Consider the following 16,252-nt stretch of genomic DNA (forward strand, 5'->3'; position numbering starts at 1 on the left):
AAATTATGTTGCGGCAATATCTCCCGGATGATATAATCATCTTCGGATGAAAGGGGATCTTTATGGCTGAACCCGACAAAAACCGATGCGGCGAGGCGAGATGGACCGGGGGGTTATCCCGCAACCGTTTTATGCAGGAGTTTATCAGGCATACGCTCGGAGTCTATATCAGGAAAAAATTTAATTTCCGGTTTGAAAAATATACGCCCAAAGAAGGGGCGTTTTTACTGCTGATCAATCATACCAATGACTGCGACCCGTTCTTGGCCTCCTTATTGCTGCCGGGCTATATCCGTTTTGTGGCGACCGAACAATTGACCGAAGGGCCCGCCGGAAAACTTGTTTCGTTTCTGGTCAATCCGATCCCGCGAAAAAAAGGCGCAAGCGCCGACGATACCGTGCAATACATCCGGATCAATCTGCGGCTCGGCATCAGCGTAGCGATGTTCCCCGAGGGGGTCGTCTCGGTCAATGGGCAGAGCGGGTATTTTTCCCCGCGGACGGGTGATTTGGTAAAAAACAGTGCCGGCGGGTTAATCACCTGCCGCATCACAGGCGGATATCTCTGTTATCCGGTATGGGCAAAACACCCGAGACGCGGACCCGCCGAGGGGAAAATCGTGCGTGAATACACGCGTGAAGAGCTTGACAAAATGAGCGTTGACGAGATCAACGCGGCGATTGCGGGAGATCTATACGTCAACGCTTATGAGGAGCAGAGCAAAAACCCAAAACGTTATCGCGGCAAATCGTTTGCGGAAGGGTTGGAGAATGCGTTGTTCGTCTGTCCGAAATGCCATGGAGTCGGGACGATGCACAGCAAAAAAAACGATTATTTCTGCGATTGCGGTTATCGGGTCACACTCGGCGAAAATGGATTTTTTATCGGGCAGGATATCGTTTTCAACAATGTTTTGGACTGGGATCTGTGGCAGCGGGAATATATCAAAGAGCAGATTCCGATATGGAAGCAGGATCATATCCTGCCGATTACCGCTGATGGCGGGCAATCGCACAAAGGGCTGAAGTTGCTCGGGACTTCGGGCGGAAAGCGACGTCACCCCTTGATCAAAGACCTGCGGATTCGGCTATACAGCGATCGGTTGGAATTCTCCGACGGCGAAAAAGCGAGGTGTTTTATGATGTCCGAAATCGGAAGGATGGCAAGCCACCGCTCGAGCAGGTTGCTGTTCACCTGCGGCGGACGGTATTACGAGGCTGCGTCAAAACATGAATGGCCGGTGTTTAAATATGTGGCGCTTTGGCGATTTTTGACGGGAAGGCATTACTTATAAACAAAGAGCGCCGGATGGCGCTCTTTTTATAATAGACCACCCCGGCACTTCGTGCCACCCCTCCAAAGAGGGGAATTTTTGGGGTATTTCATTTTACTTTACACGGTTAAAAATAGGTTTCCATCAGCGTTTCCACCCAGTTGGGGGTGGAGGCGTCTTTTTTGTCGTATTGCGGATAGTAGGGCTTGATATCGAGCACCGGAGTGCCGTCGATGGCGTCGAGACCCTTTACGGTTAAAATATTCTTATCTACACCGATAATCTCAACAGCGGTAATGCCGATCGGGTTGGGACGGTCTTTGGCGCGCTGGGCGAAAATGCCGATCATCGGCATATCGTCGCGGCCCTGCGGTCTGCGGACGAGGTGTTTTTCGGGGATAAATTTGGCCTCGTTCAGATGAAATATGATGAGGGTATGGCTGAATTCGGCCAAACCGGTCAGCCCTTTTTCATATTCGGGGGCGAGGACGATTTGTGAAATGACGGTGCCCCAGTCGCGGTCGACCTTTTCGGTCACAGGGCATTTTACGGTTCCGATGGGTGTAAACATAGAAATTTCCTCATCTGCCGGGAATGGCCACAACCATTCTGGCATCCGGTTATAAATGCCCCTTTGTTAAAGAGGGGAAGCGCTTGTCAAACAAACGCAATGGAATTCTTTTATATTATCAACAATGAATCCCACCACCACTGCGGTGGTCCCCCTCCCTTTAACAAGGGAGGTAAAGTTTATAATGTCACTTCTTTGCCGGTTTTGATCGACTGGTCGACTGCCCAGAGGACGTTGACGGCTTCTTTCATGTGGGACTCGGAGAGCAGCGTCTTTTTGGCTTCGATGGCTTTGGCGAATTCCGAGAAGCCGTAAAAATAACTGCCGGGGATGTCGAAATCGCGGTAATCGGTCTCTTTTCCGAGGTGCATCATCACACGGTAGCGGTAGTTGTCGCTGACAAAGTGCAAAACGCAGTCCTTATCGGCATATTTCAAAATCGCGGTGGCATTCTTGCCGTCGGAGGCACCGAAAACGCTCTTGACGCCGTAACCGAAGACCTCAAGCGCGCACTCGACGAGATGCTGGCTGTAAAAGAAGAGGTTGCCGTAATCGTTTTCCATCGAGACCGCGTAAGTCATCGAGCCGCCTTTGAATTGGTCGCCCGCGGCTTCGACCGCCTTTTTGCAATCTAAAATTGCGGGGACATATTTGACCGTCGAGCCCCCGGCGAGCACCGCGCCGCTCTTTTTGGCTGCGGCAAAGATCGCATCGGTCTCTTTCGGGTTTATGGTGAACGGTTTGTCGATCCAGGTCGGCATCCCCTTTTCGATGAACGGCAGCGCGTACTTGGCGTGCAGATCGCCGTGCCGCCAGACCACCATCACACCGTCGACTTTTTCAAAAAGGTCTTCGGGGGTTTTGGCGATATAGGGGATTTTTCCGACTTCGGCGACTTCCTTGTTGCGCTTTTCGTCGGTGCCGTAGATGGCGGCGACTTTGTAATCCGGGAACGGAAACATCGCGTTGCCCGACGCTTTCAGATCGGGGCAGAGCAGGCGCGCCTGCGGGTCGTTGGGGTCGAGGCCGACGTTGAGCAGTTTGGAGAACGCGTCGGCATGGGAGTTGTCCGAGCCGATAATTCCGATTTTGAACATGGTTACTTCGGTCCTTTCAAATTTGTAGAATATATGTTGAAATCCCTCCACCGCTTCGCGGTCCCCTTCCCTTTGACAAGGGAGGCAATAAAAAAATTCACATTTTTAACGCTTCTCTGTTATCGCGGTAGTACGTCCAACCGGACCAGATGGTCAAGGCGATCATGATGCATGCGGTGACCATGATGATAATGTTAAAAATCGGCGCAAAGGTATCGGCGTAAAAAGCGCTATTTTCCGGGAGCCGAAGATTATCGGTAAAAAACATCGAGAACAATTCAAAGCCGATATAGATGCACTGGAAGGTGGTTTTGAGTTTTCCCCAGATGTTGGCGCCGATTACTTTGCCCGAACCGCTGACGGCAGTCAGCCGCAGACCCGTCACGAGGAGTTCGCGCCAAAGCACCACGCAGGCCACGACGACCGGTAAAATCGCCGAATTGCTGAGCGCGGCAATGGCAATGAGTGCCGTGAGAGTGATGAGTTTGTCGGCGAGCGGGTCCCAGAACTTGCCGAACGCGGTCACAATATTATATTTGCGCGCGATACGCCCGTCGAGCAGGTCGGTGACCATTGCCACCGTGAAGATAAGGCCTGCCCAGAGGACATTCAACGGGATGTCGCCGACAAGCAGAAAAAACAGAAAAAACGGCACGCACAAGATCCGGAATACCGTCAGTCTGTTCGGAAGATTCATTTTTTCTTTTTTGGTTTCCATCTTAATATTCACATCTCCCCTATCAGATCCAAACCGATTGCCCCGGTCAATTTTACGTTGACCCTGTCGCCGGGATGCAGATTCTTTGCTTTGAAAAAAATCTTTCCGTCGACTTCGGGCGCGTCGGCGTCGCTGCGCCCGAACCACCGCTCGGCGTAACGGTCATAGCCCTCGACCAATACCTCGACTGTCTGCCCGATCTTTTCGCGGTTTTTTTGCTCCATGATCTCATTTTGCGTGAGCATAATGAGCTTCATACGGCTGTTCGCAGTCCGTTCGGCACAGGCACCGGGTAAGGATGCGGCGGGCGTTCCCTCCTGCGGGGAAAAGACAAAACAGCCGAGCCGGTCAAACCTGGCGGCTTTGACGAAATTCAATAATGTTTCGAACGCGGCTTTGTTCTCGCCCGGGAATCCGACCATCACGGTCGTGCGCAGGGTGACACCGGGGATGCGTGCGCGCAATTTTTCGACCAGCGCCAGCAGTGTTTTATCGTTCCCGCGCCGGTTCATCAGCTTTAAAACCGTTTCGTCGGCGTGCTGAAGCGGAAGATCGATATACTTGACAACCTTGGGATTGTTTGAAAAACAATTGATGATTTCGTCGCTGATACGGTCGGGGTAGAGATACATGATGCGGATTTTTTTCAGGGCTTCGATTTTTGAAAGAGCTTCCACCAGTTCGGGGAGCGCCTGTCTGCCGTAGAGGTCTTCGCCGTAGCGGGTCGTGTCCTGCGCGATCAAAATCAGTTCGCTGACGCCGCCGTCGGTGAGTTCTTTTGCTTCGGCGGCCAGATCGGGGATCGGGACCGAGCGGAATTTGCCTCGAATGAACGGGATGGTGCAATAACTGCAGCGGTTGTCGCAGCCGTCGGCGATTTTCAAGTACGCCCAGCCGTCGGGGGTCGAGCGGATGCGGTCTCCGGTCAGAATCAATTGTTCCGGCTCATTGGTCTTATATAGCTTTTTACCTGCCGCAGCGGCTTTGACGGCTTCGCAGACGGCGTCGTTATTGCCGGGGGAAATGATGCAGTCGACCTCGGGCAGTTCTTTTTTGATCTCGTCGGCATAACGCTGCGCCATGCACCCGGTCACGACGATGCCCTTGAGGCGCCCCTCTTTTTTGAGCGCGGCGTATTCGAGGATGGTGTCAATACCCTCCTGCTTGGCAGCGTCGATAAAAGCGCAGGTGTTGACGATGACCACATCGGCACCGGCGACGTCCGCGAGGATATTGATCCCGTTTGTATACATCTTGTATAGGATGCGTTCGGCGTCCACGAGGTTTTTGGCGCACCCGAGGGTTACGAGTGCCGCGTTAATCGCCATTGAGTTGTTCTCCGTCCGTGTATTTTGATAATGCGCTTTTGATGTCGTCCCAGCGAAAGCCGAGACGGGCAAGCGCCTGAGCGGCCTTTTTCGGGCCGTCTTCTTTTTGCAGTTTCATGCGGTACCGCCCTTCGAGCAAGGCGGAAATTCGTTCTTTGGGGTCGCTGTCAAGGTCGGCGACGGCATTTCGAGCGGTCTCGGGGTCAATGCCCTCCGAGACGAGCGTATAAATTGCCGTCTGTTCCGACAGCTTTTTGACTGTGATCAGTTGCCCGGCTCTGCGGGCTGCGTAGGCGGCATCGTCGAGATAACCGTCGCTTTCGAGCCCGTCGACAACGGCTTGGGCGATTTCTTCATCCTCGCCGAGTTTTTTCGCAAGTCCGCGCTTTGAATAATCTCTGAGGCCGAGATAATAATACGCCCGCCGCAGATAATCCTCGGTCAGACAGCGCCTGCGGAAATTCACAAGTTCGGTTTCGGTGAGTTCGTCGCCGTCGGAATAGCCCTGTTTTTGCACCACGGGCGCATAAGCGGTGAAGAGCGGTTCGCCGTCCGCCGACACAGTCAGGCTTTGTTTTTGTTTTTGAAACGAGAGCCTGAATTTATTCATCGTCGACCGTGATATCGATGTCTACCCGCTTCTTGGGCTTTTCCGCGGCCTCTTCGTCCGATTCGGCGGTAACAGCTTTGATGCCGCCTTTTTGAGCGGATTTCGGGGAAGCGGCTTCTTTTTTAATGGCCTCGCGCACGAGTTTATAGATCTCCTCATAGAGCGCCTTGTCGTTCAATAACAGTTCCTTGACGTTGTCGCGGCCCTGCCCGAGGCGATTCTCTTTATAGGAAAACCAGGTGCCGGCGCGCTGGATGACGTCATATTTGACGGCGTTGTCGAGCACTTCGCCCTCTTTGGAGATGCCTTTGCCGTACATGATGTCAAATTCGGCCTCCCGAAACGGCGGCGCGACTTTATTCTTGACGACTTTGGCTTTGGTGCGGTTGCCGATGACGGTCGTGCCGTCTTTGATGGCGTCGCTGCGGCGAACGTCGATGCGCACAGAGGCGTAAAACTTCAGCGCGCGGCCACCGGTCGTGGTCTCGGGGTTGCCGTAGCCGCCGACTTTTTCGCGCAGCTGATTGATAAAGACGACAATACAGTTATTATGTGAGGTCACGCCCGCGATTTTGCGCATGGCCTGGCTCATCAGGCGGGCATGCATGCCCATGGTCGCATCGCCCATGTCGCCCTCGATTTCGTTGCGCGGAACCAAAGCCGCAACCGAGTCGATGACAATGGTATCGACAGCGCCGGAGCGGATCAGCTGCTCGGTGATCTCGAGCGCCTGTTCGCCGTCGTCGGGCTGGGAGATTAAGAGATTATCCGTGTCAACGCCGAGGTTTTTGGCATAGGACGGGTCGAGCGCATGTTCCGCGTCGATGAAAGCCGCTTGTCCGCCGGCAATTTGGGTTTCGGCGATGATATGTAACGCAAGCGTGGTTTTGCCCGAAGATTCGGGTCCGTAAATCTCAATGATTCTGCCGCGCGGGATGCCTCCGACGCCGAGCGCGATATCGAGGTTGAGGGAGCCGCTCGAGACGATGTCGATTTTTTTATCGGCGGGATCGCCGAGTTTCATAATAGCGCCTTTTCCAAAGCGTTTTTCGATTTTGGCAAGCGCCGTTTGCAATGCAGCCGCTCTTTGATCGTTGTCTGCCATTTTTATGTCCATCCTTTCGTTGGGCTTCTTATCCGTTAAATTCTGATAAAATTATACCATGCCGGCGCTTCGGTGACAAGAGATTTTTCGGAAAAGGCTTTGTTTTCCGCGCTTTTCCGACAGATCTGAAATGTAAAATTAAAAGGCGGTGAAATGCGGTTTTATACGTTGAAACTGAATAAAACGACGTCTCCGTCGCATGACGTATTCTTTTCTCTCACTGCGCATGAGATCCTTCTCCGAAAGAGAAGGGATCACACATTAAAGCGGAATAAAACGACGTCTCCATCCTGCATGACGTATTCTTTTCCCTCACTGCGGACCAAGCCCTTTTCTTTGGCCGCCGCGATTGAACCGTTTTTGATCAATTCGTCAAATGAAATAACCTCGGCGCGAATGAACCCGCGCTCGAAATCGGAGTGGATTTTACCGGCGGCCTGCGGCGCTTTGGTGCCTTTTTTAATCGTCCACGCGCGCACCTCGGGCTGTCCGGCGGTGAGATAGGAGATCAGGCCGAGCAGATCGTAGGCCTCTCGCACCAGACGGTCGAGACCCGATTCGTCCATGCCGAGATCGGCTAAAAACAGAAGCTTTTCGTCCGGGGTAAGTTCGGTGATCTCCTCTTCGAGTTTGGCGCAGATGGGAAGCACTTTGCTGCCGGTTCTTGCGGCGAGTTCGCGCAGTTTGATGAGGCCTTTGTTTTCGGTCTCGGATTTAAAATCGGCTTCGGACAGGTTTGCCGCATAGATCATCGGCTTGCTGCTTAAAAGGCCGGAATTATTCAGCCAATAATCCTCGTCCTCTCCGGTTGTCTCAAACGAATAAGCGGGCTTGCCGTCCTCGAGGTGTTTCGCGAGCCGCATGAAAAAATCGGCTTCGACGTCGTATTTCTTGTCGCCCTTTGCGCTCTTTCGGGCTTTGTCTTCGCGCCGCGAAGCCAGCTCGAGATCAGCGAAAATGAGTTCGAGATTGACGATGTCGACGTCGCGCATCGGATCGACGCTGCCTTCGACGTGGATGATCTCGGTGTCTTCAAAACACCGGACGACTTGCACGATGGCGTCGACTTCACGGATGTTGGCTAAAAATTTATTGCCGAGTCCCTCGCCCTTGGAAGCGCCGCGTACAAGACCCGCGATGTCGAGAAACTCAATGACGGCGGGAGTGTTTTTGAGGGGACTGTAAATTTTCGCGAGCGCGTCGAGGCGTTTGTCCGGAACGGCTACGACGCCGATGTTCGGTTCAATCGTGCAAAACGGATAATTGGCCGCCTGAGCGCCCGCGTTGGTGATGGCGTTGAACAAGGTGCTTTTTCCGACATTCGGAAGTCCGATGATTCCGACTTTCATTTTTTAAATCTCCGTAGCAAAACATTAATTTTTTAATCACTTTATCATCACAAAACCGCGTGATAATTCCATTATACAACGTCTGCGGGGTGTTTTCAAGCGCCGTCGAAAAGCATAAGCGCGCATATCCGATGCATATTACCCGCAGCGGAAGTCAAAAATCGTTTCGGAGGTATGACAGATGGCATTTTTCGAAGAAAACAACGGCGGAACCAACGAACCCAAAAAGCCGGATGAGAATATGTCCCCGAATCCGTCCGCGGATGCTGTGAATCCGGTGGATTCGGCGAATCCGGTAAATCCGGTGTTCGAACCGGTTCCGGAGTCCGGCAGACCGTCGGTTGGGTTTTTGGCGGATTCGCAGCCGAACCCGCAGCAATTCCAGCCGCAGCAGCCCCAGCCCTATTATGTCCCGCAGCAGCAGCCGCAAAATCCCAAGGACAGCAAAGACAAGGGCAGAAAACTCTCAAAGGGCAGCAAGATCTTCATTTCGGTGATTGCGGTTGTCACATGTCTTGTCATGATCGGCTCCGCCATCGGCGTTGCGGGCGCGCTCAAGGGCAATCTTGTTAACAATCCCGCCGTGAGCACCCCGACCGACAACAATACCGTCAGCGCGCCGAACGTCACACTCGACACGCTGATCACGAGGGAGAGCGCAAATAACCTCTCGGTCGAAGCGGCTTATAATAAAGCCGTTCAATCGGTTGTCGGCATCAAGACTTATGTCATGAGCAGCATTGATGTCTATGCCGAAGGCACCGGCATGATCATCTCGAACGACGGATACATCCTGACCTGTTATCATGTGGTCGCGGACAGCAACAGCGTCACCGTCACGACCAACGACGGAAACACATATGAGGCAACCTTGGTGGCTTACGATGCCAATACCGATATCGCCATTCTCAAAATTAAGGCGACCGGCCTGACACCGGTTGAATTCGGCTCGAGCGATAAGGCCGGCGTCGGCCAGTTCGTGCTCGCGGTCGGCAACCCCGGCGGCGAACAGCTTTCGAGCTCGCTGACTTTCGGCGTGCTCTCGGGTAAAAAACGCGAGAGCTCTCTGGCCGGTTACAATACCCTGCTCCAGTTCGACGCGGCAGTCAACCCCGGCAACTCCGGCGGGCCGTTAGTGAACCTCAGCGGCCAGGTGATCGGCCTGGTCTCCTCCAAAATCGCCGAGATCGAATACGAGGGCATCGGCTTTGCGATTCCGTCCGACGAAATGCTCCCGATCATTGATAATCTGATGAAAAACGGTTATGTCACCGGCAGAGTCCGGCTCGGCATCACCGTCAGCGAATATGAGAGTTACATCGTCACAGCCAACAATCTGCCCGGCAACGTCTTCGTCCTTGAAGTCGTACCCGGTACCGATGCCGCGGCGCAGGGCGTTCAAGTCAACGACATCATCACTGCGGTGGACGGCGAAGCGATCACCTCGACTTCGCAGATGGTCTCGATTATCCGTTCACATAAAGCCGGTGATAAGATCAAACTCTCCATTTATCGTAAGAAGGGCGGTTTGACCGATACGCTGACCCTGACCGTCACCCTTTATGAGGACAAAGGACAATAAGGTGTTTGCGTAAGCAAACCCCGGAAGAACGTCTCTGATGTGACGTTCTTCGCATCCCTGAATACTTGCGTGGATTGTGAATAATGAATAAGTATGGTGTTTTGCTGATTGCAAAACGAATCATATGATTGCCGTCTTTCACTATTTACGCGTTACTAATATCTTGATTTCAAAGCGGAATAACGATCAACCGGAGATATTTATACACATATAATCTTTTTCTTCATAAAATTCTTCTCCTAACAAAAACGGCGGCCGCATGGCCGCCGTTTTTGCGTGATTGGGTTTAAATAATCTCTATGGTGAGATTCCTGTTTTCATCCGCCGCATGTTGAAAAACCCGCAGCAGGTTTATGCCCCAGACTCCGAGATTGGATTCGAAGGAAGACAGATAACGCATTTGAAAATGAATCGGTTCGCGGCAAGAGGATAAGACGTCATGCAGAGCGTCGAGATTATTGCCGAAATAGGGCGGGAAGGCGAGCTTCTTGCCCAGATAAGCAAAAGTCAGTTCCCTGGTTTTACAGCGTCTGCCGTCGATGATCAGTGTTTTCATGCGTTCGGATCTCCGTATAATAATGTGAACGATTCGTAATGGTCGGCGGTGAAATAGACAAGACCGTCATTGGAAAAGACAATGCGTCTTGCGCCCCGCGAGGCTGCGCCGAGGGTGCAGATATCGCATTCGGTGTAGCTTCTGCCGTCTTTATCGGGCAAAAGGCCTTCGTAATTACCGAAATAGTCGCCGCCGATGCATTTGCCGGGAGCGTAGGGTTCCAGTCCGCCGCCCGACCAACCGAGCGCGGAGGCCTGCGATTTGGTGATGAAATTACCGGGCAGATGACCAAACAGGTGAATATAAAGTGCGACATCATCTTTGGCGGTATAAGACCCGGATTCGACGACGGTTTGAGCGGCAGTCGAAGAGGCGGAGGCTTTTGAGGCGACGGACGACGTTTTTGAGGAGGCCTTTTTGCTCGAAACCATAGAGGAAACTTCGGATAAAGCGGCAGAAGAAATTTCGGAGAATAAACGCGCTTGGGATTGAACTTGCGATGCCGGAGTAATTGCAAAGGACGGAGCGCCGGGCACTGCATTCGCCGAGCAAGCGGTCAGAATCGTAAAAATGAAAAGCAGCGGCAGCAGCCGGGCAAAGACCCGGGTTTTCTGCTTCATGGTTTTATCCCCCCTTTATATGGATATTATAAGAGATTTTACCAATACGTGCAAGAGGAATAACACGAGCGGTTGAATACAGAAAGTAAATTCTTGGTGTTGGGTCATTGCGGTGACCTCTATACAATACAGAAGGAGCGGCTGAAGCCGCTCCTTTTTTCGATATAATTACAAGATCAGCACTCGCCGTTGTAGAGCTTTTGCAGGCGCAGCAGGTAGTCATAACGGTTCTTTGCGTCGACCACCGCTTCGTCAAAGAGCGTTTGAGCACGATCCGGGAAAGCGAGTTGGAGCGAGCTGTAGCGGACCTCGGACATCAGGAATTCCTTGAGGTCGGCACTGGGCTCTTTGCTGTCGACCGTGAACTTGTCGGTCTCTGCTGCGGGGTTATAGCGGAACAAGTTCCAGTAACCGGACATGACGGCGCGTTTTTCCTCGGCCTGAGAATTGGTCATACCGCCCTTGATGCCGTGGTTGATGCAAGGGGCGTAGGCGATGATGATAGACGGGCCTTTATAGTTTTCGGCTTCGACGAACGCCTTGAGGCACTGGTTGTAGTCGGCGCCCATCGCGACCTGCGCGGTGTAAACATAGCCGTAGCTCATTGCGATGCCGGCGAGGTCTTTCTTCTTGATGGCCTTGCCTGCCGCGGCGAACTGCGCGACCTGTCCGATCTGGGAGGCCTTGGAGGCCTGACCGCCGGTGTTGGAATAGACTTCGGTATCGAAGACAAGGATGTTGACGTCTTCTCCGGAGGCGATCACATGGTCGAGACCGCCGAAGCCGATGTCATAGGCCCAGCCGTCACCGCCGAAAATCCAGGTTGACTTTTTTACCAGCATATCGGCTTCTTCGACAACCTTTGTCGCCAGTTTGCAGGCGTCGCAGGAGCAGACTTTGCCGTTTTTCAGCCAATCGGCTTCCCACTCGGTGCCGGTCATATCGAGTCCGTCTTTGCAGGCCGCGAGCAGTTTGGCGGAAGACGCCTTGGAGGCCTCGCGGTCATCCATGGTGTCGAGCCATTCTTGTCCGGCGGCCTTGAGCTCATCGGTGGTATATTCGGCGGCAATCAGCTCGCGGACAGTGTCGGCAAGAGCCGCACGGCGCTGTTTGGCCGCGAGATAGATGCCGAAGCCGAACTCGGCGTTGTCTTCGAACAGGGAGTTGCCCCATGCCGGACCGTAACCTTCTTTGTTGACGGTATACGGAGTCGACGGCGAGGAGGATGCCCAAATCATCGAGCAGCCGGTCGCGTTGGCGATATACATCTGGTCGCCGTAGAGCTGGGTGGCAAGTTTTGCGTACGGGGTCTCACCGCAGCCCGCGCAGGCACCGGAGAATTCGAGCAGCGGCTGTTTGAACTGGCTGCCCTTGACCGTGGTCGGCTTGAATTTTTCGGTGACTTCGGGTTTGGCCGGAAGTTCGAACATATAGTTAAAGTTCTTTTGATCTTCGAAATGGCTCTCAAGCGATTCCATCACGAGGGCTTTTTCACCCTTGCGGCCCGGGCAGACCTGCGCGCAGGAGCCGCAGCCGGTACAGTCGTGCACAGACATCGTGACCGAGAATTTATAACCGGGCATACCGACCATGTCGATGGTCTTGGAACCCTCGGGCGCTTTCGCGGCCTCATCGGGGGTCAGCGCGAACAGGCGCACGACCGCGTGTGGGCAGACATAGGAGCAGAAACCGCACTGGATACAGTTTTCGGGTATCCAGGTCGGGACGTCGACCGCGATGCAGCGTTTTTCATAAGCGGAAGAGCCCTGCGGGAAGGTACCGTCCTCAATGCCTTTAAAGACCGACAGCGGGATGCTGTCGCCGGCCTGCGCATTGACGGGAAGCTGGAATTCCTTGACCCATTTGACGAGCATCGGGTTTTTGCCGGTGATCTCGGGATGCGCGAACTTGCCGCTGCACTTGGCCCAGTCAGCCGGGACGTTGACTTTGACGATGCTCTGGACACCGCGGTCAATCGCGGCGTAGTTCATGTTGACGACCGCTTCGCCCTTTTTGCCGTAGGTCTTGAGGGCGGCGTCTTTCATATATTTGATGGCATCGTCAATCGGGATAATGTTTGCGAGTTTGAAGAAGGCCGACTGCAGGATCGTGTTGATTCTGCCGCCGAGGCCGATCTCTTTGCCGATCGAGATACCATCGACGGTGTAGAACTGAATGTTGTTTTTGGCGATATAGGCCTTCATGTCGCCCGGCAGCTTTTCGGACAATTCGTCCACATTCCAGCCGCAGTTGAGTAAGAAGGTGCCGCCCGGTTTAACGTCCTGAACCATATCGTATTTATCGACAAAGCTCGGGTTGTGGCAGGCTACGAACGCGGCTTTGTTGATCAGATAAGTGCTGTGGATCTTCTTTTTGCCGAAGCGCAAATGCGAAATCGAGACGCCGCCGCTCTTCTTGGAATCGTAGTAGAAATAGGCCTGCGCGTACATGTCGGTGTGGTCGCCGATGATCTTGACCGAGTTTTTGTTCGCGCCGACCGTGCCGTCGGAACCGAGACCCCAGAATTTGCAGGCCGTCGTGCCTTCCGGTGTGGTGTCCGCGATGTCGCCGACTTCGAGCGAGGTATTGGTGACGTCGTCGATGATGCCGACGGTATAGTGATTTTTGCCGCCGTCTTTCATGTTGTCATAAACCGCTTTGATCATGGCGGGGGTGGTGTCCTTCGAACCCATGCCGTAACGGCCGCCGGTGACTCTGACGCCTTCGAATTCGGTGTCATGGATCGCGGCGATCACATCGAGGTAGAGCGGCTCGCCGATGGCGCCGGGTTCCTTGGTGCGGTCGAGGACCGAGATGCGCTTGACGGTCTTGGGCAAAACCGAGAGGAAATGCTTGACCGAGAAGGGGTTATACAGATGGACCTTGACGAGGCCCAGTTTTTCGCCTGTGGAGTTGAGGTAGTCGATGGTCTCTTCGATGGTCTCGCAGACCGAGCCCATCGCGACGATGACCTTTTCGGCGTCTTTTGCGCCGTGGTAGTTGAACAGACCGTAATCGGTGCCGATGGTCTTGTTCACCTGATTCAGATAGTCCTCGGTGATGCCGACGATGTCGTCATAGAACGGGTTGCAGGCCTCACGGGACTGGAAGAAGGTGTCCGGGGTCTGCGCCGAGCCGCGCAGCACCGGATGTTCCGGATTCAGCGCTCTTGCCCGGAAGGCCTTGACGGCATCGAAATCGGTCATATCGGCCAGCGTTTTGTAGTCCCAGATTTCGATCTTCTGCTGTTCGTGAGAAGTGCGGAACCCGTCGAAGAAGTGCATGAACGGGATGCGGCCTTTGATTGACGCGAGATGCGCAACCGCGCCGAGATCCATACATTCCTGAACACTGTTGGAACATAGCAGCGCAAAACCGGTCTGGCGGCAGGCATTGACGTCGGAATGGTCGCCGTTGATGCTGAGCGCCGCGGCCGCCACTGCGCGTGCAGTGACATGCATGACGCCGGGCAGCAGTTCGCCGGCCATTTTATACATGTTCGGGATCATGAGCAGCAGGCCCTGGGAAGCCGTATAGGTCGTGGTCAGCGCACCGCCCTGCAGCGAGCCGTGCATGGTACCGGCGGCGCCGCCTTCCGACTGCATCTCGACAACCCGAACCGGTTGTCCGAAGACGTTCTTCGCGCCGTTTGCCGACATTTTGTCGACTTCATCGGCCATCGGGGAGGACGGCGTGATCGGGTAGATCGCAGCGACTTCGGTAAACGCGTAAGATACATACGCAGCTGCGGTGTTGCCGTCCATGGTCTTGAGTTTTCTTGCCATTTATTGAACCTCCTTGAATATTGGAATGACAAAATAAATAGTTTAAAGCGGCATCACAGGGACACCACCCCTTATGATACCACTTTTTTGAGTTTCTGTAAACATTATCTGACGAATTCATCGAAGATGCGATAAATTTCTGCGCGGTTTTGCATTTTTGAATCTTGAGCCGAAAGAAATTTTATGAATTTTTAACGGGGGACTTACCGCTTTTCATCTTTTCCGACAGGTCGCCTGCAAATTTCAGAAGGGTGTCGGCAATAATCTGTTCTGTTTTCACACCAATGTTATCGCCGATTTTTTTGTAGAACTCATAGAGATAGTCATCGATTGTAATTTCCACTCGTTTCATATTTTTATTGATCCTTCCGCGCATAAAATATGGAAGCCGCACATTTTTCCAATCTTCCTGCATTTTACATCAATTTAAATAAAAAAAGAGGTCGAGTGACCTCATTTTGACGATTTATCGGGAATTTTGTCACAACCGGTGTGAGTGTGGGCACGATTGACCTCAAATTATGAAAGCGGTTTTGATAATATCAATATATCAATAGGCGGGATATATATGTTTTTTACTTTTCGGATAAAGAATAAATTGTTCTATATGTACAACAGAGGGGGATACGCACTGTCGTGATTGATGCGAATATTATCGGTGAAATTATTCGTTGCGAGAGAGAAGAAAAGAACTTATCACAGGAAGTTTTAAGCGGACTTGCGGGTCTGGAAAGAACCCATTACAGTAAAATTGAACGCGGCCTGCGCTGTCCGACGATCGAGACGCTGTTCCGGATCGCGGATGCGCTTGAAATACCTCCTCACGAATTGATTAAAAAGATTGAGAATGCATATAAGGCGGACCAGACATAAACAAGAAGGGATGCAGAGATCGAATCGCTTCAATGCATCCCGGTATTTTTATATTTGATTGTTTTTTGATCGATTTTGAATAGTAATTATCACACTACTGACCGTAATAGGAATTATTGCCGTGCTTGCGGTAGTAGTGGCGCTGGCGCAGGGTGGCGGAGAGCTGGGGGAGTTCGGGGTCAAGGTCGTCGGAATGATAGGCGAGTGCGGCGATCTCTTCGAGCACTTCGGCGTTGAAAACCGCTTCATGACAGTCTTTGCCCCAGCAGAACGGCCCGTGCCCGGCAACAAGACAAGCCGGAATTTCATAGGGGGAAAGTTCTTCAAATGTCTCGGCGATTACGAGACCGGTATTTTTTTCGTAGCCGATGGCGATCTCGTCGTCCTCGAGGTCACGGGTGCAGGGGATTTCGCCGTTGAAATAGTCGGCATGAGTCGTTCCGAGCACCGGGATGTTCAAAACGGCCTGCGCCCAGGCAGTCGCCCAATGCGAATGGGTGTGCACCACGCCGCCGATGCCGGGGAAGGCCTTATACAATTCGGCATGAGTCGGGGTGTCGGACGAGGGGTTTTTATCGCCTTCGACGACGTTGCAGTCGAGGTCGACGACGACCATATCCTTTGCGGTCAGGGCACTGTAAGACACGCCCGACGGTTTTATGACGAACAGTTTGCTCTCAGCGTCAAAACCGCTGGCGTTTCCGAACGTAAATTTGACAAGACCGCTTTTCACGAGTTCCAGATTGGCTTCAAGGACTTGTTCTTTCAGCTTTTCGAGCATTTC

Annotated in this window: 15 protein-coding genes; 3 read left to right on the plus strand and 12 right to left on the minus strand. The window is 53.0% G+C overall.

Annotated elements, in window-relative coordinates; genetic code table 11:
- The first annotated feature begins 62 nt into the window (after window positions 1–62).
- Complete coding sequence (locus PKH29_00130; GenBank protein ID HNX13246.1) at window positions 63–1,295, plus strand: lysophospholipid acyltransferase family protein; 1,233 nt, start codon at window positions 63–65, stop codon at window positions 1,293–1,295.
- A 106-nt stretch (window positions 1,296–1,401) separates the two neighbouring features.
- Here PKH29_00130 and tsaA read toward each other — a convergent pair whose 3' ends face one another.
- The 7 genes from tsaA to ychF form a co-directional block, all read right to left on the minus strand.
- Entirely contained in the window at window positions 1,402–1,845 is a 444-nt protein-coding gene (gene tsaA / locus PKH29_00135) for a tRNA (N6-threonylcarbamoyladenosine(37)-N6)-methyltransferase TrmO (GenBank protein ID HNX13247.1), read from the minus strand.
- Between the two features lie 179 nt (window positions 1,846–2,024).
- Complete coding sequence (locus PKH29_00140) at window positions 2,025–2,942, minus strand: Gfo/Idh/MocA family oxidoreductase (protein HNX13248.1); 918 nt, start codon at window positions 2,940–2,942, stop codon at window positions 2,025–2,027.
- 97 nt (window positions 2,943–3,039) lie between these two features.
- Entirely contained in the window at window positions 3,040–3,660 is a 621-nt protein-coding gene (gene pgsA / locus PKH29_00145) for a CDP-diacylglycerol--glycerol-3-phosphate 3-phosphatidyltransferase (protein HNX13249.1), read from the minus strand.
- An 8-nt stretch (window positions 3,661–3,668) separates the two neighbouring features.
- On the minus strand, window positions 3,669–4,988 hold the full coding sequence (gene rimO / locus PKH29_00150; GenBank protein HNX13250.1) for a 30S ribosomal protein S12 methylthiotransferase RimO: 1,320 nt from the start codon (window positions 4,986–4,988) through the stop codon (window positions 3,669–3,671).
- Window positions 4,978–5,598 (minus strand): RecX family transcriptional regulator, encoded by a 621-nt coding sequence (locus PKH29_00155; protein HNX13251.1) that lies wholly within the window; start codon window positions 5,596–5,598, stop codon window positions 4,978–4,980. Before PKH29_00155 ends, rimO begins: the two co-directional genes overlap by 11 nt.
- Window positions 5,591–6,703 (minus strand): recombinase RecA, encoded by a 1,113-nt coding sequence (gene recA / locus PKH29_00160; GenBank protein ID HNX13252.1) that lies wholly within the window; start codon window positions 6,701–6,703, stop codon window positions 5,591–5,593. Before recA ends, PKH29_00155 begins: the two co-directional genes overlap by 8 nt.
- A gap of 254 nt (window positions 6,704–6,957) precedes the next feature.
- On the minus strand, window positions 6,958–8,052 hold the full coding sequence (gene ychF, locus PKH29_00165) for a redox-regulated ATPase YchF (GenBank protein ID HNX13253.1): 1,095 nt from the start codon (window positions 8,050–8,052) through the stop codon (window positions 6,958–6,960).
- Window positions 8,053–8,233: 181 nt separating this feature from the next.
- On the opposite strand from ychF, the gene PKH29_00170 reads away from it, so the two are divergent.
- On the plus strand, window positions 8,234–9,634 hold the full coding sequence (locus PKH29_00170; protein HNX13254.1) for a trypsin-like peptidase domain-containing protein: 1,401 nt from the start codon (window positions 8,234–8,236) through the stop codon (window positions 9,632–9,634).
- 286 nt (window positions 9,635–9,920) lie between these two features.
- Here the strand turns inward: PKH29_00170 and PKH29_00175 are convergent, their stop codons facing one another.
- The 4 genes from PKH29_00175 to PKH29_00190 form a co-directional block, all read right to left on the minus strand.
- Entirely contained in the window at window positions 9,921–10,190 is a 270-nt protein-coding gene (locus PKH29_00175) for a barstar family protein (GenBank protein HNX13255.1), read from the minus strand.
- A complete protein-coding gene (locus tag PKH29_00180) occupies window positions 10,187–10,810 on the minus strand; it encodes a ribonuclease domain-containing protein (GenBank protein ID HNX13256.1) in 624 nt (207 codons plus the stop codon). The genes PKH29_00175 and PKH29_00180 overlap by 4 nt, the downstream gene beginning before the upstream one ends.
- A 176-nt stretch (window positions 10,811–10,986) precedes the next feature.
- Window positions 10,987–14,595 (minus strand): pyruvate:ferredoxin (flavodoxin) oxidoreductase, encoded by a 3,609-nt coding sequence (gene nifJ, locus PKH29_00185; GenBank protein ID HNX13257.1) that lies wholly within the window; start codon window positions 14,593–14,595, stop codon window positions 10,987–10,989.
- Window positions 14,596–14,776: 181 nt separating this feature from the next.
- Entirely contained in the window at window positions 14,777–14,947 is a 171-nt protein-coding gene (locus tag PKH29_00190; GenBank protein ID HNX13258.1) for a hypothetical protein, read from the minus strand.
- Between the two features lie 284 nt (window positions 14,948–15,231).
- Here PKH29_00190 and PKH29_00195 point away from each other — a divergent pair, with 284 nt between their 5' ends.
- Complete coding sequence (locus tag PKH29_00195) at window positions 15,232–15,468, plus strand: helix-turn-helix transcriptional regulator (protein HNX13259.1); 237 nt, start codon at window positions 15,232–15,234, stop codon at window positions 15,466–15,468.
- A 94-nt stretch (window positions 15,469–15,562) separates the two neighbouring features.
- On the opposite strand, the gene PKH29_00200 is transcribed toward PKH29_00195, so the two are convergent.
- Window positions 15,563–16,249, minus strand: a complete 687-nt coding sequence (locus PKH29_00200) for an L-ribulose-5-phosphate 4-epimerase (protein HNX13260.1) — start codon at window positions 16,247–16,249, stop codon at window positions 15,563–15,565.
- Between the last annotated feature and the right edge of the window lie 3 nt (window positions 16,250–16,252).

It is taken from the genome of Oscillospiraceae bacterium, assembly GCA_035353335.1.
Classification (GTDB): Bacteria; Bacillota; Clostridia; order Oscillospirales; family JAKOTC01; genus DAOPZJ01.